We start from the raw sequence: 19387 nt of genomic DNA on the forward strand, positions 1-19387 counted from the left end.
GCAAGCAACAAAGGAAGCCATTCATGAACACCAGCCGTGCCGAAGCAGCGTCTGCGCCCGCTTTTTCCTCGATCCAGGTGCCCGACCTGGTGGGTGTGGTCGAGGCGCAGTTGCAGGAGGCCATCCTGGCGGGGCGCATTGCGCCCGGCGACCGCATCGTCGAGGCCGAGCTGGCCCGCCAGATGGGCGTGAGCCGCGCGCCTGTGCGTGAGGCCGCGCGACGGCTGGAGAGCCTGGGCCTGCTGGTCTCCCGCCCGCGCCACGGCTTCGCTGTGCGCACGGTCTCGTCCAAGCAGGTCAACGATCTATACGAAGTGCGCATCCAGCTGGAGCTGCTGGGCTCCGAACTGGCCTGCGCGCACGCCAGCGACGCCGAGCTGGCGGGGCTGAATGCTCGCGTGGACGACATGGTGGCCCGCGCCGAGACGCTGGCCACGGCCGAGCGCGTGGCGCTGGACCTGGACTTCCACTTCGCGATCAGCGCGCTGTCGGGCAACCACTACCTGCACCGGCTGTTCGACAACATGCAGACCGAGGTGCGCATGTTCCTGGCGCTCAGCGAAGACAGCTACGGTGACCTCAAAGCCCTGGCCGAGACGCACCGACCCATCGCGCAGGCACTGATCCAGCGCGACGTGAAAGCCGTGCAGCACGCGCTGCTCTTCCACCTCGAAGACGCCAAGGCGCATGCCTGCGGCTTGTTCAAGAACTGATCCAGACCACCCGCATGAAAGTCATTTACAGCGACCAGCACACCGGCCACGACCCGCAACAGTTCATCGTGCGCGGGCGCATGAAGCGCAGCAACGAGCAACCCGAACGCGGCACGCTGCTGCTCAACGCGGCGCGCGAGCAAGGCCATGAAGTTGTGGCGCCCGATGACCACGGCCCCGGCCCACGCGCCGCCATCCACACGCCGCAGTACCTGCGCTTTCTGGAGACCGCTTGGGAACGCTGGCAGCGGCTCGAAGGCGCCTCCGAGGAGGTGATGCCCAACGTGCATCCGTTCCCGGGCCAACCCTTCACTTACCCCGACAGCCTGGTCGGCCAGGCCGGCTATCACATGGGCGACATGGCTTGCTCCATCGGCCGACACACCTGGCATGCGGCGACCTGGTCGGCCCACGTGGCCACCCACGCGGCCCAACTGGTGCTGGACGGCGAGCGCGCCGCCTATGCCCTGTGCCGCCCCCCCGGCCACCACGCCTACGCCGACCGCGCCAACGGATTCACCTACCTCAACAACGCGGCCATCGCGGCCCAGCACCTGCGCCACCGGCACGACCGCGTGGCCATCCTCGACATCGACGTGCACCATGGCAACGGCACGCAGGGCATCTTCTGGCGCCGCAAGGACGTGTTGACCATCTCGCTGCACGGCGATCCGCATTTCTGCACGCCTTTCTTCACGGGTCATGCGCACGAGGTGGGTGAGGGCGAGGGCCTGGGCTACAACCTGAACCTGCCGCTGCCGCGCGGCACGCAGGACGAGGGCTTTCTGGCGGCATTGACCATGGGCCTGTCCACCATCCGCGCCTATGCGCCGGGTGCACTCGTCGTGGCGCTGGGCCTGGACGCGCACGAGAACGATCCCTACCAGATGCTGGCCGTCAGCACGCCGGGCTTTGGCCGCATCCTCGGCGAGATCGCGCGGCTGGGGCTGCCGACGGTGCTGGTGCAGGAAGGCGGGTATCTGTCCGAGGACCTCGGGCTCAACCTGGCCAGCGCGCTGCGTGGATTCGAGGCCGCCGCATGAACGATCTGGACGCAGCCATCTGCGCGGCATTGCCGGAAGCCGCCGTGCTGACGGCGCCGCCGGCCCCCGTTGCCACCGACTGGGCGGCCGACCTGCTGCACAGCCTCTACGGCCTGCACGGGCAGCTCAAGCCGCTCACCGGTGAACGCGACGCCAACTTCCTGCTGGAGCCAACCGACGGCGGCGCGCGGTGCATGTTCAAGCTCTCGCACCCGATCGAGGCGCCGCTGGTGGCCGACTTCCAGACCCAGGCGCTGCTGCACGTCGCCCGATCCGACCCCAGCCTGCCCGTGCAGCGCCTGCTGCCCGATCTGCACGGCGCGGCTTCGGTGCAGATCAAGGACGCCGAGGGCCGCACGCGCGTGGCCCGCGTGTTCAGCTACCTCGAAGGCATGCCCATGCCGCAGGCGCCACGCTCGGCCGCCCAGCGCAGCAGCGTGGCCAGCATGCTGGCGCGGCTCGACCGTGCCCTGGCCCGCCTGAGCCACCCGGCCGGCGAGCGCGAATTGCCCTGGGACATCCAGCGCGCCGAGCGCGTGCGCCCGCTGCTCGTGCACGTGGCCGACCCGGCGCGCCGCGCCTTGGCCGAGGCCGCTCTGGACAGCTTCGAGCAGCGCGCCAAGCCACGGCTCACCGCGCTGCGCCGCCAGCCCATCCACAACGACTTCAACCTGTACAACCTGCTGGTCGACCCCGATGAACCGGCGCGTGTGGCCGGCATCCTGGACTTTGGCGACATGGTGCATGCGCCACTGGTGGACGACCTGGCCGTGGCCGCGTCGTACCACATTGATGAGCAGGGCGACGCGCTGGCCACCATCGCGCGCTTCGCGGCAGACTACCAAGCCGTCCTGCCGCTGACCGACGCCGAGACCTTCGTGCTGCTGGACCTCGTGCGCGCCCGCCTGGCCATGGTGGTCGCCATCAGCGGCTGGCGCGCCGCGCGCCAGCCCGACAACGCGGCCTACCTCATGCGCAACAACGCCATCTCGTGGGCGCGGCTGGCGGCCTGCCAATCACTCACCGCCGAACAGGTGCAAGACGCCATTGCCGCCTGCTGCCCACCGGAGACTTCACATGGCTGACCACACCACCGCCGACATGCTGGCCCGCCGGGCCCGCCTGCTGGGACCGGCCTACCGCCTGTTCTACGACGAGCCCTTCCACCCCGTGCGTGGCGAGGGCGTGTGGCTGTTTGATGCCGCCGGCACGCCCTGGTTGGACGCCTACAACAACGTGGTCTGCGTCGGCCATGCGCAACCGCGCGTGGTGGAAGCCATTGCGCGCCAGGCGTCCGTGCTCAACACACACACACGCTATCTGCACGACAGCATCCTCGACTACGCAGAACGGCTGCTGGCCACCATGCCACCCGAGCTGGGCCACGCCACCTTCACCTGCACCGGCAGCGAGGCCAACGATCTGGCCATGCGCATCGCCACCGCACACACGGGCGGCACCGGGCTGATCGTGACGCGCTTCGCCTACCACGGCGTCACCTCGGCCATTGCCTGCGCCTCGCCTTCGCTGGGGCAGTACGTGCGCATCGGCGACAACGTGCGGCTGGTGGATGCTCCCACGGGCGGCGATGCCGAGACCGGCAAACGTTTCGCCGACGGCGTGCGCGCGGCCATCGCCGACCTGCAGGCCCACGGGCTCAAGCCCGCGGCGCTGCTCGTTGACACCGTGTTCTCCAGCGACGGCGTGTTCACCGCCCCAGCCGGTTTTCTGCGCGAGGCGGTGGACGCCATCCACGCGGCTGGCGGCGTGTTCATCGCCGACGAAGTGCAGCCCGGCTTTGGCCGAACGGGCGAGGCTTTCTGGGGCTTTATGCGTCACGGCGTGGTGCCCGACATGGTGACCATGGGCAAACCCATGGGCAACGGTCACCCGGTGGCCGGACTGGCGGTGCGGCCCGAGGTGATGAAGGCCTTTGGCGAGGCCAGCCGCTACTTCAACACCTTCGGCGGCAACGCGGTCTCGATGGCCGCGGCCGCCGCCGTGCTGGATGTGCTCGAGCAGCAGCAACTGCAGCGCAACGCATTGGAGGTCGGCAACTACCTGCGCGATCGCCTGGCCGCGCTGAGGCAGCGCCACGCCCTTGTGGGCGAGGCTCGCGGTGTCGGCCTGTTCATCGGCTTGGAACTGGTGGTCGACCGCGCCACGCGCGCACCAGCCACGACGCAGGCGGCGAAGGTCGTCAACGGCCTTCGACAGCGCCAGGTGCTGCTGAGCGCAACCGGCCCCCAGGCCAATGTGCTGAAGATCCGACCGCCGCTGGTGTTCCAGCGTGAGCATGCGGACCTGCTGGTGGAGCGCCTGGACGAAGTGCTGGCCGCCGTTGGTTGATCGGGGGCGCGATCTCGGACATGCCCGTGATGCTTCACTGCACAAGGCCTGTGCGGGGCGAGAGAGCGTTCGATTTGGCGGGGTGAGCAGGCGCTGACATTTGCGTCACGGTCAATGCGGCCCCAGCGGCCGCAGAGAATCGTCTTCCTTGCTTGCTCGGAGGTTGGCCCATGCAGATCAAGGCTCTGGTGCGAATTTTCCACGCAGGTGGACAAATTCATGAATGCGTTGCGCCGGTCAGGCCGAAAGTACCGCGTTCCAGATCGCGGGCGCGGCTTGGCCTTTGAGGCGCACACGAGCGAGATTGAACTGGCCCTTTCGGATGCGATGCAGCAGCTCGACGCCGGCGATAGTCACGGCCGCGCAATCGAAGACCTTGAAGCCGAGCATGGGCTTGATGCGCGACTTCACGCCTCGATGGTCCTGCTCGACCATGTTGTTCAGATAGCGCGACGATCGCAGCCGAGTGTCTTTCCACCGAGGGTTCTGCTCGGGCAGTTCCCGCACCGCGCGGTGCGAGGCGGCGTAGCCATCCAGCGTGACGCTCACCGGCGCGCGGCCTTGGGTCTTCAACGCCTTGCGAAAGAAGGCCTTGGCCGCCTTCACGTCGCGCTTGGCGCTCAGGCGGAAGTCGACGGTCTTGCCTTGCCGATCGACAGCACGGTACAGGCAGGTCCACCTGCCGCGGATCTTCACGTAGGTTTCGTCAACGCGCCACGAGCGACCGGCCTGGCGAGCGAATCGATTCCAGCGCTTCTCGAACTCGGGCACGAAGCGCTGCACCCAGCGCATGATCGTCGCGTGGGCCAACGCCAGGCCGCGCTCGGCCATCATCTCCACCAGGTCGCGCAAGCTCAACTTGTAGCGCAGGTACCAGCGAACGCACAGAACGATGATTTCCCGCTCGAAGTGCCGGCCTTTGAACAGCTCGTCCATGCTTTGCAACTTCTTCGCCACTGTCCACCTTCACTTCACAAAGATGGGTAGCCTACCCGAGCCCGAGGCTCGGCTTGCACCAGAGCCAAGCGCCGATCCCTCGGTAGTCGATGGCGACGATGCGATGGCTGCGGGAAAGCCCATCGACGATACGCGGATCGAAATTGTCTAGGACGGCGCCCCAGTGGTTGAGCAGGACCAGCGGCACGCCACTGCGCGGCCCCAGGTCGCGGTACGCGAATTCAGTCCCATCGACATCGATCGATCGGTTGGGAGTGTCGATGTAGGGCAAGTGCGACCCTGGGTCGTTGTCGGTAGGGGTCATCGTCTTTTCAAGGTGCTTCATGTGACGCCGGGAATCGAGGGAGTCAAGCGCCACCGCGTTGGCGGTCACGCGTTCACATCGACGATGGTGCGCCCCTGGACCTTCCCTGCCAGTACTTGGCTGGCGACTTCAGGAACCTCTGCCAGGCCAATCACCTTGGTGGTCCGTGCCAGCTTGTCCAGATCCAGGTCGCTGGCCAGACGCGACCACGCCTGCAGCCGCACAGGCTGTGGCGCATTGACCGAGTCGATACCGGCGAGGGTGACGTTGCGCAGGATGAAGGGCAGGACGGATGCCGGCAGATCGGCGCCTTGTGCGAGGCCGAAGGCCGCGACCACGCCGCGATACCGGGTCTGGGCCAGGACGTTCGCCAATGTATGGCTGCCGACCGAATCGATGGCCCCGGCCCATCGCTCCTTGGCGATCGGCGCGCCCGCTTCGGACAGGGTGTGGCGGTCGATCACGTCCGCCGCGCCCAGCGCACGCAGGTAGGCCGCTTCGTCGAGGCGGCCGGTCGAGGCGATCACGCGATAGCCCAGGCCCGACAGCAGCGCGATCGCCACGGAGCCGGCGCCGCCATTGGCGCCGGTCACGAGGATGTCGCCGCGCTCGGGCGTCAGGCCGCCATGCTCCAGTGCGAGCACGGACAACATGGCGGTGAACCCGGCGGTGCCGATGGCCATGGCATCCCGGGTCGAAAAGACCTCCGGGACCTTGACCAGCCAATCGCCGCTCACTCGCGCCTTCTGCGCGAAGCCACCGTGGTGCGTCTGGCTCAGTCCCCAGCCGGTCGCCAGCACACGGTCGCCAGCGACAAGGCCAGGATAGGTCGAGGCCTCGACGACACCGGCAAAGTCGATGCCCGGGATCAGCGGAAACTGGCGGATGACCGGTGACCGGCCACCGAGCGCCATCGCGTCCTTGTAGTTCACCGTCGAGTACTCGACCGCGACGGTGACGTCGCCCGGCATCAGATCCTCGTCCTTGAAGTCGACCAGGTTGGTTGAAATCGTGTCGCCCGGCTTGTCGGCGAGCAATGCCTTGAATGTCATTGTCTTCTCCTGGTTAGGTGATCATCATGTGTTGTGCTGGATCAACGGACCTAACTGAAAAACCTTGGGCTCACCCGCCAGCAACTGCGGTGCCTTCGCAAAGAAGGCCTGGACATTGGGCTTCTGCCGGTGGGCATCGGAATCTGCCTTGCTCTCCCAGATCTCGTAGAGGATCCAGGTCGTCTCTCCGACTACTTGGTGGCAGTTGAAGGTGACGACGCCCTTGTCCTTGCGCGTCCCGGCGACGTTTTCCTGGACTAGGGCCGCGAACTCGTCGGCATGTTCCGGCTTCACAGGCAGGATGACGCACAGAGCATATGGCTTCGACATGAAGTTCTCCATTGATTTGAATTGATGGGTGTCCGTGGGGTTCCGGTCGAAGGTGTACGGCTCGGCGTTTCAAGGCGCCGCCCGATAGCGTTCGGCCGCATGTGCCTGCCGGAGTTCCGAGAGCAGGCCTAGCCGCGCGGTATCCAGTGCATCCCAGCGTTCGGCGTCGTGCAGGGGTGGGATGGACACGAGCTCGCGGCGATCGAAGCCGACCAGCGCGGCATCCACCAGCTCATCCACCTCCATCAAATCAGGCATCGCACTGATATCGATGCCCGCGCGCTGCCAAATCTCGGTACGAGTCCCCGCAGGCAGTACCGCCTGCACGTAGACGCCCTTGGGCGAGAGCTCCAGGCTCAATCCTTGGGATAGGAACAGCACGAAAGCCTTCGTCGCGCCGTAGATCGACTGGCCGAACTCCGGTGAGAGGCCAACGACCGACCCGATGTTGACGATTGCGCCTTCGCCTGCCTGCACCAGCCGCGGGGCGATGGCACCGGCCAGTCGAACCAGCGCCGTGGTATTGAGTGTGACCAGTCGGTGGATGCTGTCGGCTGTCTGCTCGATGAAGCTGCCGGATTGGGCAGCCCCCGCATTGTTGATGAGGATGCCGATCCTGGCGTCGTCACGAAGGCGGGTCTCGACTGCGACCAGGTCGCCGGGCTGCGTAAGGTCGGCCTGGAGCACGTCAACAGTGACATTGCTTTCGTGGCGCAGGCGAGCGGCCAGCGCATCCAGTCTCGCCTTGTCGCGAGCAACCAGCACGAGATGGTGGCCGCGGCTGGCAAAGCGCTCGGCGTAGGCAGCACCAATACCTGACGACGCGCCGGTGATGAGAACAGTGGAACGCTTGGTCATATGTTTCTTCTCTTGATCAATTAAGGGTGCCGCCGCCGCGCCTCGCGACGTCGGCAAAGCACTACTGAATGCTGGATTCAGCGAGCGCCGGGTAGTCGATGTAGCCCACGGCGCCACCGCCATAGAGCGTGGCCGGGTTGAGCGCGGTGAGGGGTGCGCCGATCTCCAGTCTTTCGACCAGATCGGGGTTGCTGATGAAGGGGCGGCCGAAGGCGAACAGGTCGGCCTTGCCGTCGATCAGGCGGGCTTTGGCCAGTTCGAGGCCGTACCCGTTGTTGGCCAGGTAGGTGTTCTTGAAGCGAGTGCGCAGCGAATCGAAATCGAACGGCACGGCATCGCGTGCACCACCGGTGGTGCCTTCGACGACATGCAGATAGATGATGCCCAGGCCACTGAGTTGCTCGGCGATGTAGTCGTACTGCGGCTGCGGGTCGCTGCAGGAAATGGCACCGGCCGCCGACACCGGCGAGAGGCGCACGCCCGTGCGTTCGGCACCGATCTCCTTTGCCACGGCAGCGGTGACTTCAAGCAGCAGGCGCGCGCGGTTCTCGACGGAGCCGCCGTACGCGTCGGTGCGGGTATTGGCGCCATCCTTGATGAACTGCTCCAGCAGGTAGCCGTTGGCACCGTGGACCTCGACGCCATCGAACCCGGCGGCGATCGCATGGGCCGCAGCCTGGCGGAAATCCTCGACGATGCCCGGAATCTCATCCAGCGTCAGCGCACGTGGCTCGGAGACATCGTGAAAACCATTGTTGACGAAGGTCTTGGTCGCGGCGCGGATGGCGGAGGGCGCCACCGGCGCAGTGCCACCAAGCCGCAGATCGACGTGAGAGATGCGCCCCACGTGCCACAACTGGACGAAGATACGCCCGCCCTTGGCGTGAACGGCGTCGGTCACCTTGCGCCAGCCGTCGATCTGCGGCCGCGTGTAGAGGCCCGGGGTGTCTTGGTAGCCCTGGGCATCGGCCGAGATCTGGGTGGCCTCGGTGATGATCAGGCCCGCTGAGGCGCGTTGACTGTAGTAGGTGGCGGCATACTCGCTGGGCACCAGACCCGGACCGGCACGATTGCGCGTCAACGGCGCCATCACGATGCGATTGGACAGTTTGAGGGAGCCAAGTGTGTAGGGCTCGAAGAGCGCGTTGTCAGTCATGTTTGTCTGCTGTGTCGTCGTTGGTAAGGCGGGAAATGCGGATGCGCGGCGGCATCACTCCTCCAGGAACTGGATTGCGTGTTGGAGGAAGCGCTCGGGAAACTGGAACTGGGCGCCGTGCCCGGCGCCGGGGTAGATCAACAGCTGTGCGTTGGGAATGTTCTGCGACAGATGCCAGGAGTTGATCGTGGGGATCATGATGTCGTTGACGCCGTTGAGCACCAGCGTCGGCTGCGTGACGCGGTTCAGGAAGGCATAGGGGTTCGCACCCGGCAGTGGTTGCAGGTAGGCGGCGTGCGCTTCGGCCTGGGCTTGAGCGACCGCCATCGAGCTGGGCGGATCCTGGTCGACGCGCTGGTGGCGGCGCTCCCAGAACGCCAAACCCGCCTGCTTCGCAGCGTCCGAGCGGCCGAAGAACAGGTAGAGGAAGTCTTCTGCGGTGGGCACGGGATTCGGCGCGACTTCCAGCACCTTGGGCTCCATCTTCGGATCTCCGCCCCGCAGTCCGGTGCCGAGCAGAAGAAGCTTGCGAACCAGTTGCGGGTGACGCAGTGCTGCCTCCTGCACCTGGAAGCCCCCGATCGAGAAACCAAGCAGATCGACCTGGGACAGACCCAGCGCCCGGATCACCAGGGCGATGTCGTCTGCCATGTCTTCGATCCGGTTGCGGGGCGTGCCGGTCGAGGAGGCAATGCCGCGTCCGTTGTAGAGGATGACCTCGCGGCTCGCGGCCAGGCCATCGGTCAACAGGGGATCCCAGTGGTCCAGGCCACCGCGGAAATGCTGGACGAAGAACAGCGGGGGCTGTCCGCTGGAGGTGTTGCCCCAGCGGCGATAGGCGAACTTGTCGCCGTCCACTTCGATGAAGCGGGTGGGGGCCGTCAGGTGGGTGTCGCTCATGTCCAGAATCCTTTCGAGGTAAGTTCACATAATGATGTCGATCATCATCTTTAATGTCAAGGACTTTGATGATGATCGACATCAATGTATATTCACGGCTTCACTGATAGGCATATCTGGAGAGATCCTGGACATGAAGGTCACCAAAGCGCAGGCGCAGGCGAACCGGGCGCACATCGTCGAAACGGCCTCTACGCTGTTTCGCGAGCGTGGCTACGACGGGGTGGGGATTGCGGACTTGATGGCGGCCGCCGGCTTCACCCATGGTGGGTTCTACAAGCACTTCCCGTCCAAGGCCGACCTGATGGCGGAAGCGGCGACCTGTGGTTTTGCGCAGACGGCGGCTAAAGCCGAAGGCCTCGATGCGAAGGAGTTCGTCAAGCAGTACTTGTCCCGCGAGCACCGGGACGCTCCTGGTGAAGGTTGCACGATGGCCGCGCTATGCGCAGACGCTGCGCGTCAGCCGGAGTCGATCAAGACGGCTTTTGCGACTGGCGTTGAAAGCCTGCTGGCGACCCTGGCAAACCAGTTCGGCGCGCCGAAGAACGACAAACGGGAAGGCGACGTGCGCGCCAGGCGCATCGAAGTGATTGCGCAGGTGATCGGTGCATTGGTGCTGTCGCGGGCGTGTCCTGACGACTCGCCACTCGCCGATGAAATCCTGGATGTCTGCCGCGCGGCAGTTCTATCGAGGCTGGCCGCGCCCCTTGAGGCGTAGCTGACACCCAGGGGCGCGAGCGTTCGTGAGCGGGCGCAAGGGCGGTTGGGGCGAACTCCGTTCCGAGATCAAGCTCCAATCAGGGCTTCGGCTTGACGTGCAGGGACTGTCCCGGCGCTTGGCAGTCGAGCACTCGTCAGCCCGATGCCGGGAACCCAACAGCGCGTATCGCCAGGACGGGCCGAAAGCGGCCCGCCTGGGGTCTCCCAGAACGCGGTCATGTCGGGGATTGCGGTAGGGACGGAGGTTGCCCTTGCGCCAACATGTTGCATAAAACGGGTACGAAGGCAGTCGAGTCCGAGGGACTGACGACGCAGCAGTGGGCGGTGCTCGGCGCGCTGTCCAGGCCGGCCGTGAGCGGTGGCATGAGCGTGGGCGATCTGGCGCGCTACCTCAAGGTCAGCAGGCAGAACCTCTCCGGACTGCTCAGCCGCATGGAGAGAGATGGGCGAATCCAGACTGCGGCCGATGAGCGCGACCGCCGCTCGCGTCTTGTGTCCATGACGAGCGCAGGACTGCACGTATGGCAGGACGAGGCCTTGCCGAAGATCCGCGGCTACTACGCGCAGGTACTTGATGGGTTTTCAGTGAACGACGTCACTCATACCTTGCACTATCTGCTCAGGATTCTGGACAACATGCAAGTGGTCGACGATCGTCAAGGAGGCGGCGATGAGGGTTTTCAAGATCGCTGACTGGCTGCTTTTTTGAAGCAGCGCTATTGCGGCAGAACCCGCTTTACCGCTGATGCCGTCAGCCCGCATCCGGCTGCGCCGCCGGCGCCGCGTCGCGAAACGCTGTCATCCGTTGGCACGCCAAGTCGACCGCGCTGATAAGCGGCCAACGGCCCATGTCGACCTGGAAGCGGCGCGCGCTTTCGACCTGCGGCACAAGGTAGACATCGGCCAGCGTCGGTGCATACCCGAAGCAGAAGTCGCGGCGCCGTTTGTCCGCCGCAAGCATCGCCTCGATGGCATCGAAGCCGGCTGTGATCCAGGTGGCACACCAGCGATTCACCGTCGCCTCGTCGGCGCCGAAGTCATGGCGCAGCGCTTCGAGGATGCGCCGGTTGTTTACCGGGTGAATGTCGCAGCCGACGACGGCGGCCAGCGCGCGCACCCGCGCGCGGCCCGCCGGGTCGGCCGGCAGCAGCGGCGGCTGGGGGTGGCGCTCTTCCAGCCATTCGATGATCGCCGGCGACTGGATCAGCAGGCCGTCGCCGTCGGTCTGCAGCGCCGGCAACAGGGCCTGCGGATGGATCGCTTTGTAGGCGGAGCCCAGGTGTTGCTCGCGGCGCAGGTCGACCGCCTCGTAGTCGTAGGGCAGGCCCTTGAGATGGAGTGCGATGCGCAGCCGGTGTGAGGTGCCGCTGCGGAAAAAGCTGTAGAGCTTCATGCCAAGTCCTGAGTCTTGAGTCCGGGTGCGGTCGGCCACATCAGGCCGCGCGCCGTACCGACACGACCGGGGCGGGCATGTGCTCGGCGCGCGTCGAGCGTTGAGCGAACTGCGCTCGCGCCATGGGCACCAGCAGGGTCAGCAGGACCCCCAGCACGCCCAGCCCGGCCAGCACGTAGAAGATCGAATCCAGTTGGAAACCGGCGCCGATCATCGTGCTGCCCAGCATCGGGCCACCGATGCCGCCCAGGCGACCGAACCCGGCACACCAGGCCACGCCGGCTGCGCGCACGTTGGTGCGGTAGTAGTTGGCGACAAATCCGTAGATCAGCGTCTGCGTGCCGCTGGTGCCCAGCCCGACGACCGCGACGATGGCCAGCAAGCCGGCGAGCGGAAACCCCATGGTCAGCAGCACGAGCGCTACGGCGCCAGTTGCGAAGCAGGCCGCCACCACCGGCTTGGGCCCGTAGCGGTCCGCCGCCCGTGACGCCGCGAGTGCGCCGAACAGCGAACCGCCGTTCAGCACCGCCAGGAATGACAGCGAGCCCTTGGCGTTGAAACCGGCGCGCAACATGATCTCGGGCAACCAGGTGTTGAGGGAATACACGAGGACCAGACCGGTGGCGCTCATCAGGCCGAGCACGATGGTCGGGAACAGGTAATGCGCGCTGAAGAGTCCGGCGAAGCCGACCTTGCCGACGCCGACAGGGGTGGACGCACCGGGCTTGACGGACACCGGTTCGGGCATGGGCACGCCGGTGCGCTCGGACATCCTGCGAGCCTCGTCCATGCGGCCGCGTGACGCCAGCCAGGCCACCGATTCGGGCATCTTGACGTACGCCAGCGGCAACAGCGTGACGATGGGCAGCGCGCCGATCCAGAACATGCCGCGCCAGCCGATGTGCTGCATCAGCACGATGGCCAGCAAGGCCGCCAGCAGGCTGCCCAGCGGGATGCCGCCGTTGGTGATGGCGTTGATCAGGTTCTTCTTGCCCGCGGGCGCGTACTCGGACACCAGCGCCGCAGTGGTGGCCACCAGCGAACCGATGCCCAGGCCGGTGGCGAAGCGCAGCCAGCCGAAGGCGGAAGCCGTGGTGGCCATCGCGGTGAACCCCATGCCGACCGAAAACCATGTGTACGACATCAGCATGACCTTGCGGCGTCCGAGAATGTCGCCGACGGCGCCGGCGAGCAGCGCGCCCGCCATCACGCCGACCAGCGCGTAGCTGCCCAACAGCCCGGCAATGGCCGGGGAGACGTTGCCAATCTGCGTCGGGTCGCGCAGAAAGGTCGAGACGACCGCGCCGTAGACCACCAGGTCGTAGCCGTCGAAGATGAGTCCTACCGTGGCCAAGGCCACGATCCAGATCACGGTGCTCAGGCGCCGGGCTTCGGCGCTCGGCGGTTGGGGCGATGTCATGTCTTGTCTCCGGGATGGAATGTCGGGCGGGGGTGCCTACTCGGCGGCGCCGACGTGCAGCACGATCTCGCCCACGCCCTCGATGCGGCCGTCGACGCGGTCGCCGGGTTGCAGCGCGCCGACACCTTCGGGCGTGCCGGTGAAGATGAGGTCACCGGGTTGCAGGTGGTAGAAGAGCGACAGGTCGGCGATCAACTCGGGGATGCTCCAGATCAACTTGTCGATGTCCGATTTCTGGCGCGGCTCGCCGTTGACGGTCAGCGCGAGCTCGCCCTGACTGATCACTTGGCCTGTCATGGGCACGATCTCGGCCACCACCGAGGATTGCTCGACATCCTTACCCAGGTCCCAGGGCCGGCCCTTGTCGCGGGCCACCAGTTGCAGATCTCGGCGCGTCATGTCCAGGCCGCAGGCGTAGCCATAGATGAGCGCCGCGGCATCGGATTGCTGGACACGAAAGCCCGGCTTGCCGATGGCAACCACCAGTTCCATCTCGTGGTGGTAGTTCTGCGTCTCGGGCGGGTAGGCCACGGTGGCGCCGGATTCGACCAGCGTCGACGGTGACTTGGTGAAGTAGAAAGGCCGCTCGACGCTCTTGTCGACGGGCCGGCCCATCTCGACTGCATGCGCGTGGTAGTTGCGGCCGACGAAGAACAGGCGATTGACGGGCAGGCGCTGGTCGCTGCCGCGCACCGGCAGCGAGTAAACGGGCGGCGGGGTCCAGAGGTAGCGGGTGGTCATGGTGTGCTTTCTTGAGTTCGCTGAATTCAGGTTCGGATTTCGAAGACGCCCAGCTTCTGGTGCAGTGGCGTCTCGTCGGCGATGAAGAGGAAGGCGGGCCGGATGCTCGATGCATTGGCAAGCGCCACCGCGGAGTAGCCGGGGGCGCAGCAAGTGTCGGCCGAGGCGAGCTCGAAGCGCTGGTCTTCGACCTCCACCGTGGCACCGCCCTCGATGACGTGGAACACGGCGGCCGGACTGCGCACCGGCAGCTTCAGCGTCTGGCCAGGGCGCAGCATCAGCGCGTAGAAGCCGAGGATGTTCTCGGCGTCACCGCCGGTCTCGGGATTGACATAGGTGACCTGTACGGCTTCCAGCCCTGGCTGGTCGGCGGCCAGCGATTCCAGTGCCGCGCGGGCGTCCGCCCAGGGGTAGCGCAGCATCGGGTAGGCCTTGCGCGAGCGCTCGAACACGGGGGTCGGTACCACGCCGCCGCGTGCATAGGCACGCTCGCCATGGTGCGGGCTGACGCTCTGGCGGCCGCCATCGACGTGGTAGCTCGCCTCCATGTAGTACACCAGCGGCAGGTCCAGCACGTCCAGCCAGACCACGGGTTCATCGCCGTCGTGGCCATGCTCGTGCCACAGGCCGGTGGGCGTCAGGATGAGGTCGCCACGGTGCATGGGGCACTTCTCGCCGTCGACCGTGGACCACGCGCCTTCGCCCTCGACGACCATGCGCACGGCATTCGGCGTGTGGCGGTGGGCCGGCGCCCATTCTCCGGGCAGCAGCAACTGCATGCCCAGGTACATCGCGGCGCTGGCCTGCATCTTCTCCAGGCCGTGGCCGGGGTTGGCGAGCACCAGCACGCGGCGCTCGGCCTTTTCGATCGGCGTCAGCTCGCCCGCCTGCAACAGCAGCGGGCGCAGTGCTTCGTAGGACCAATGGGTGGCGCGTGTGCGTGGCTGAGGCTTGCCCGGCGGCAGCACGGCGCGCAGGCTGGGCCACAGCGGCACCAGGTTCTGCTTCGTCAGCGCTTCGCGGTAGTCGGCGGGCAGGTCTTCGAGTCGTCCGAGTTCGTTCATGGTGGTGTTCCGTGGTCCAAGGGGTCAGGCGGCCAGGCAGTTCTCGACCTTCCAGCCGTAGAGCCATTCCATGGCGTCGTAGAAGCGGTCCTGCGAACGGCCCTTCCACAGTTCGTTGCGAACCAGACGTTCGACGCCCTTGGCGTGGAAAATGCGGCCCATCTCGCGCGCCGACAGCACGATGCGCGCGGTGCGGGCGACACGCGAGCGCTGGTAGTGCGCGAAGGCGCGTACGAAGTCGTTGTCGTGCACTCGCAGCGCTTCGCCCAGCGTCACGGCGTCTTCCAGCGCCATGCAGGCGCCCTGGGCCAGGTATTGCAGCGTCGGGTGAGCAGCGTCGCCCAGCAGCGTGGCGCGGCCGAACGTCCACTGGCCGATGGGCTCGCGGTCGGCGGTGGCCCAGCGTTTCCAGTCCTTGGGCAGGTCGATGAGTTGACGCGCCTCGGCGCAGATGCCCTCGAAGTAGCTCTGCACCTCTTCGCGGCTGCCCTCTCGCACGCTCCACTCTTCCTGATCACGACTGTGGAAGGTGACGACCACGTTGTACTGTTCGCCGCCGCGCAGCGGGTAATGCACCAGGTGGCAGTTCGGCCCCACCCAGATGCTGGCGGCGTTCCACTGCAAGTCTTGCGGGAAGTCCTTCTTGTCCACCACCGCGCGGTAGACCACATGGCCCGAGACGCGCGCCTCGTCCCCCACGTACTGACGGCGCACTGCCGACTTGACGCCATCGGCGCCGATCAACGCGCAGCCGCGGTGCTCGCCGCCCTTGGTGTCGTGCACCGTGACGCCGTGCTCGTCCTGGTCGATGCGCTGCACCGTGGTCGAGGTCAGCACCTGGATGCGGTCGGATTCCTGCGCGCCTTCCAGCAGCGACATGTGGACGTCGGCCCGGTGGATCACCGCGTAGGGATTGCCGAAGCGTTCGCGGAAGGCGGCGCCAGTGGGGATGCGCCCGACCAGGGTGGCGTCCAGCGCATCGTGCATCACCATCTCGTCGGTGTAGACGGCGCGGGCGCGCGCCTTCTCGCCGATACCCAGGGCGTCGAAGGCGGCAAAGGCGTTCGGGCCGAGTTGGATGCCGGCGCCGATCTCGCCGAGTTGAGGTGCCTGTTCAAGCACCTTGACCGAAAGACCGCGGCGCGTCAGCGCCAGCGCGGCAGCCAGGCCACCGATCCCACCACCGGCCACCAGTACGGGAAGGCCCGATTGCATTGCGTTCACCTGTCATCTCCTTATGTTTGTGTGCTTATCATCAGTACACTGAGCGTAAGTGTAGTGATAGACTGAATGGCCAAATATTAGGGTGAACCCTTAAGTCAGGAGACGAATGAAGACTGAGACGACGACAACCCTGGACCTGGATGAACTGCCGGGCCACTACATCCGCCGCCTGCAACAGATTGCGGTGGCCATCTTCCTGCAGGAGACCGAGGCGCATGGCCTTACGCCGGTGCAATACGCGGCGCTTAGCAAAGTTGGCCTGACGCCGGGCGTCGATCAGCGCACGCTGGCGCGCTCGATCGGGCTCGACACTTCCACGACCGCCGGCGTCATCGACCGCCTGGAGACGCGTGGCCTGATGCAGCGCACGGCCTCACCGGAGGACCGGCGCGTTCGGCTACTCGGCCTGACCGAACAGGGGCAGGAAGTACTGCAAGCGGTAGAGCCCGACATGTTGAAGGCCCAGCAACGCATCCTGAAACCACTGTCCGCGGTCGAGCGGGACGAATTCATGCGCATGCTGCGCAAACTGGTGACTGCGAACAACGAGTTGAGCCGGGCGCCCAGCGAGGCTTGAGTCTCTCTGAGGCCGTATTGGGAAAGCACAGAGAAGACGGATCTCGATCCAAGGAACGCCGAAGGCGGGTACTCCCCGATCGGTTTCAGGCTTCATGGGGCCCGCGCTCTCCCGAATCCATCATCCGGGCCACCGCGCTCACTTGAGCCGCACCCGCCCGGAAATACCCCGCCACCGTGTCCGTGCTGCGATGCCCCGTCATCGCCATCGTCTCCTGCAGCGGCATGTTCTGCCGCCCGGCTTCCGTTACGAAGCCCGAGCGCAGTGAGTGCGCCGAAAAGTCCTCCCCCCATGTCACCTTCCGGCACATAGGAGCCAGTTCGTTTTCGGCGTAATGGAGCCAGTGGGTTTCCGCCGTAATGGAGCCACTGGGTTTCCGGCATATAGGAGCCGCTGGGGTTGAAGGACACCTCGACCGAGCGCGTGAAGTTCGGTGTTGTTCCTTGCTGCAGCGATCATGTGTTCGGCGCAGGCTCAGGCGGTGGTCAACGCGAAGCGTTGTCCACGGCCGTTTGTCCCGAATAGCTTTTTTATTTATCTGTTGCCAGGCGCGCAGCGCCTGGCCCACTTTTAGGCCGCCGCTGCCTTTGCCGAGGGAGATGTACTCGTTTGCGTCTCTACGCGGCATTAATCGATCCACTGTCGGATCGCATCTGCACGCCATGTTGCGAGTGCACGTTGAACCGTTCTCAAGTGCGTGTCCGTGAACGTTCCTGCGGGTGCAAGTTCTCGTAGCCGGTCGAGGATCTCCACGGCCGTCATTCCGGGTTGCCGCTGCAGCCAGCGGCGTGTTTGGTCTTCATAGGCGTCCAACATGCGCGGCTTTCGTGGCACGGGCTTGAGTCGCCGATAGGGTCGACGATGAATCGCTCGCTGCTCTCCGCTTTGGGTGGACGTCACAGGAACGGCGACGTTGATGATTTCGTCGGCGCTTCCACGCGCCCCGGCCACCCCGCGTTGGTCTACCCGGCGTCCCAGGTCCTCCTGAGCAGACCGGATCTCGCTCAGAAGTACGACGGGGTCGGCCGTTGCCAGCATTTGCGTCAACCTGCTCTTGGGCTCCGCGCCGATCGCACCATGTGCAAGCGCACGGTTGGCCGGCGGCACAGGCGGGTGGTATCGCTTGACGACCTTAGCGCCGATGCGCGACTTGCTGCGCAGCTTGAACGACGGTTGCAATACGTTCGCGTGGATGCGGGCCGCGGCGTACAACCTGGTCAGTGCGCGCAGGGACTCCAAGCTTTCGAAGCGCCCATAGCCAACCAATCTGCGCACGATCGCCCCATTCTTCTGCTCGACCCAGGCTTGATCGTTCTTGCGATAGGCACGAGCTCGCGTGACCTCGAGTCCCTGCGCCCGACACCATCCCACCACGCGCTCGTTCATGAAGACGCTGTCGTTGTCGAAGTCCACGCCGCGCATCGGGAATGGGAACAGCGCGCGTGCCCTGGCGATGGCATCGATGACCAGGGTGCTGTCGCGCGTCAGCGCCGGCACGCGCTCCGTCCAGCCGGTGGCAACGTCCGTTAGCACCAGCGTCTGGACTGAAGCACGCGTTCGAGCCTTGACCTCAAACTAGCTAGACTAGAGCTGTCGACCCAGGACCGCCGGCCGCCCATCCGCTTTCTATGATCGCTTCAGATCCAAGCCGACATCCGACACGCAGGCGCCCGGAGCCGTTGCGCGAGGCCCAGTGGGCGGACGCCGTCGGCATCATCAGGGCTGAGTTCCTTTCGCTAGCCATCCTCGCGGATGCTTACTACTTTTCGCGCACCGTGTCGAGCCGCCCCTGGACGCGCAGTGCCGCACGGCGCAACTGATCCGCAATGCGTTGGGGCGCCACATCCGGCGCGTTGCGGGACAGAACGACGCTCATGCTGCCAAGCAGATGATTTCCGTGCCGGATCGCGATGGCCCATCCCATGGCCTCGATGTCGACCGCGCCTTCGGTGTACACGACATCCTGGTCTCTTAACGCGCGCAGGTACTCCAGCAGTGCATCAGGCGCGGACGGGAGTCCCGCCCTCTTCAGGACTGCGGCATCCTTCATGGCGATGTCGCGCAGCGTGTCACGGTCCATCTGCGCGAGGATGGCGGTCGACGTCGCGCCCCGATATAGCGGCATGGCGCGTCCGCGCTCGTAACTGACGGATCGGGGACCGTGCCGCCCCGGGACCTGGTCGACGCAGACGACCTTACGCCCATGCAGACGCGCCAGGATGGTGGTGCCGCCGGTACGTTCGGACAACGTCCGCAAGATGTCCGATGCGCTGCCGATCAACGGGTCGTGCATGCGGATCTGACGGTCCAGCTCGACGATCGTCGGCCCCAGGACGTATTGGCCCGGCGCGGCGCCTTCGACGAACCCCGCCTGCTCCAGATCCGCGACATAGCGATAGGCAGTGGCGCTGGAGACCTTCAGCATCGTGGCGATGTCCTCGACGCGGATCTGATGTCGCTGCTCGGAAAAAAGCCGTAGCACCTGGAGGACGTTGCCGGTCTTCGTCATCTGCTCGCTCCAAGGGGTTATTACCTATATGGTGCGGCATTTTCTCAAAAATTGAGAAAGCTCTTTGATTCGATCCG

General features: G+C 65.8%; 20 protein-coding genes and 2 pseudogenes. 7 read left to right on the top strand and 15 right to left on the bottom strand.

Annotated elements, in window-relative coordinates:
- Positions 1-23: 23 nt before the first annotated feature.
- Genes AC1DYD_RS28025 through AC1DYD_RS28040 form a run of 4 tightly spaced genes read left to right on the top strand, consistent with a single transcriptional unit; the run spans position 24 to position 4105 of the window.
- Positions 24-713, top strand: a complete 690-nt coding sequence (locus tag AC1DYD_RS28025) for a GntR family transcriptional regulator (RefSeq protein WP_478176022.1) — start codon at positions 24-26, stop codon at positions 711-713.
- Between the two features lie 14 nt (positions 714-727).
- Positions 728-1756 (top strand): histone deacetylase family protein, encoded by a 1029-nt coding sequence (locus tag AC1DYD_RS28030; protein WP_478176023.1) that lies wholly within the window; start codon positions 728-730, stop codon positions 1754-1756.
- Positions 1753-2841, top strand: a complete 1089-nt coding sequence (locus AC1DYD_RS28035; protein ID WP_478176024.1) for a phosphotransferase — start codon at positions 1753-1755, stop codon at positions 2839-2841. Before AC1DYD_RS28030 ends, AC1DYD_RS28035 begins: the two co-directional genes overlap by 4 nt.
- Entirely contained in the window at positions 2834-4105 is a 1272-nt protein-coding gene (locus AC1DYD_RS28040; protein WP_478176025.1) for an aminotransferase class III-fold pyridoxal phosphate-dependent enzyme, read from the top strand. The genes AC1DYD_RS28035 and AC1DYD_RS28040 overlap by 8 nt, the downstream gene beginning before the upstream one ends.
- Before the next feature lie 237 nt (positions 4106-4342).
- On the opposite strand, the gene AC1DYD_RS28045 is transcribed toward AC1DYD_RS28040, so the two are convergent.
- From AC1DYD_RS28045 to AC1DYD_RS28075, 7 genes and pseudogenes are all read right to left on the bottom strand, one after another.
- Entirely contained in the window at positions 4343-5041 is a 699-nt protein-coding gene (locus AC1DYD_RS28045; RefSeq protein WP_478176026.1) for an IS6 family transposase, read from the bottom strand.
- 91 nt (positions 5042-5132) lie between these two features.
- Positions 5133-5366 (bottom strand): annotated as a pseudogene (locus AC1DYD_RS28050) (alpha/beta fold hydrolase); the annotation flags it as partial.
- Positions 5367-5431: 65 nt separating this feature from the next.
- Positions 5432-6418, bottom strand: coding sequence for an acrylyl-CoA reductase (NADPH) (gene acuI / locus AC1DYD_RS28055; protein WP_478176027.1), 987 nt, complete (start codon positions 6416-6418; stop codon positions 5432-5434).
- Positions 6419-6442: 24 nt separating this feature from the next.
- Positions 6443-6748, bottom strand: a complete 306-nt coding sequence (locus AC1DYD_RS28060; RefSeq protein ID WP_478176028.1) for a putative quinol monooxygenase — start codon at positions 6746-6748, stop codon at positions 6443-6445.
- A 69-nt stretch (positions 6749-6817) separates the two neighbouring features.
- Complete coding sequence (locus AC1DYD_RS28065; protein ID WP_478176029.1) at positions 6818-7606, bottom strand: SDR family NAD(P)-dependent oxidoreductase; 789 nt, start codon at positions 7604-7606, stop codon at positions 6818-6820.
- A gap of 61 nt (positions 7607-7667) precedes the next feature.
- The gene (locus tag AC1DYD_RS28070; RefSeq protein ID WP_478176030.1) at positions 7668-8762 is read right to left on the bottom strand and encodes an alkene reductase; all 1095 of its coding nucleotides are present in this window, start codon (positions 8760-8762) and stop codon (positions 7668-7670) included.
- Between the two features lie 54 nt (positions 8763-8816).
- Positions 8817-9662, bottom strand: a complete 846-nt coding sequence (locus AC1DYD_RS28075; RefSeq protein WP_478176031.1) for an alpha/beta fold hydrolase — start codon at positions 9660-9662, stop codon at positions 8817-8819.
- Between the two features lie 133 nt (positions 9663-9795).
- Between AC1DYD_RS28075 and AC1DYD_RS28080 the strand changes: the two genes are divergently transcribed.
- Together AC1DYD_RS28080 and AC1DYD_RS28085 are read left to right on the top strand one after the other, a co-directional pair.
- Positions 9796-10380, top strand: a complete 585-nt coding sequence (locus tag AC1DYD_RS28080; RefSeq protein ID WP_478176052.1) for a TetR/AcrR family transcriptional regulator — start codon at positions 9796-9798, stop codon at positions 10378-10380.
- Between the two features lie 263 nt (positions 10381-10643).
- Positions 10644-11075, top strand: coding sequence for a MarR family transcriptional regulator (locus AC1DYD_RS28085; RefSeq protein ID WP_478176032.1), 432 nt, complete (start codon positions 10644-10646; stop codon positions 11073-11075).
- Positions 11076-11133: 58 nt separating this feature from the next.
- On the opposite strand, the gene maiA is transcribed toward AC1DYD_RS28085, so the two are convergent.
- From maiA to AC1DYD_RS28110, 5 genes are read right to left on the bottom strand one after another with little or no spacing between them, the layout of a single operon-like run.
- Positions 11134-11775 carry a maleylacetoacetate isomerase gene (gene maiA, locus AC1DYD_RS28090; protein WP_478176033.1) on the bottom strand — a complete coding sequence of 214 codons (642 nt, stop codon included), beginning with the start codon at positions 11773-11775 and terminating at the stop codon, positions 11134-11136.
- Positions 11776-11815: 40 nt separating this feature from the next.
- Complete coding sequence (locus AC1DYD_RS28095; RefSeq protein ID WP_478176034.1) at positions 11816-13195, bottom strand: MFS transporter; 1380 nt, start codon at positions 13193-13195, stop codon at positions 11816-11818.
- 36 nt (positions 13196-13231) lie between these two features.
- Positions 13232-13936, bottom strand: a complete 705-nt coding sequence (locus tag AC1DYD_RS28100; protein WP_478176035.1) for a fumarylacetoacetate hydrolase family protein — start codon at positions 13934-13936, stop codon at positions 13232-13234.
- A gap of 26 nt (positions 13937-13962) precedes the next feature.
- On the bottom strand, positions 13963-15000 hold the full coding sequence (locus tag AC1DYD_RS28105) for a cupin domain-containing protein (RefSeq protein WP_478176036.1): 1038 nt from the start codon (positions 14998-15000) through the stop codon (positions 13963-13965).
- A gap of 24 nt (positions 15001-15024) precedes the next feature.
- A complete protein-coding gene (locus AC1DYD_RS28110) occupies positions 15025-16215 on the bottom strand; it encodes a 3-hydroxybenzoate 6-monooxygenase (protein ID WP_478176053.1) in 1191 nt (396 codons plus the stop codon).
- 115 nt (positions 16216-16330) lie between these two features.
- On the opposite strand from AC1DYD_RS28110, the gene AC1DYD_RS28115 reads away from it, so the two are divergent.
- Positions 16331-16801, top strand: coding sequence for a MarR family winged helix-turn-helix transcriptional regulator (locus tag AC1DYD_RS28115; RefSeq protein WP_478176037.1), 471 nt, complete (start codon positions 16331-16333; stop codon positions 16799-16801).
- Positions 16802-16886: 85 nt separating this feature from the next.
- Here the strand turns inward: AC1DYD_RS28115 and AC1DYD_RS28120 are convergent.
- The 3 genes and pseudogenes from AC1DYD_RS28120 to AC1DYD_RS28130 all read right to left on the bottom strand — a co-directional run.
- Positions 16887-17084: pseudogene (locus tag AC1DYD_RS28120) on the bottom strand (integrase); the annotation flags it as partial.
- A 344-nt stretch (positions 17085-17428) separates the two neighbouring features.
- Positions 17429-18298 (bottom strand): hypothetical protein, encoded by an 870-nt coding sequence (locus AC1DYD_RS28125; RefSeq protein ID WP_478176038.1) that lies wholly within the window; start codon positions 18296-18298, stop codon positions 17429-17431.
- Between the two features lie 262 nt (positions 18299-18560).
- Positions 18561-19310: an IclR family transcriptional regulator gene (locus AC1DYD_RS28130; RefSeq protein ID WP_478176039.1), complete on the bottom strand. Its 750-nt coding sequence runs from the start codon at positions 19308-19310 to the stop codon at positions 18561-18563.
- Between the last annotated feature and the right edge of the window lie 77 nt (positions 19311-19387).

Source organism: Variovorax sp. P4_B11, assembly GCF_056402355.1.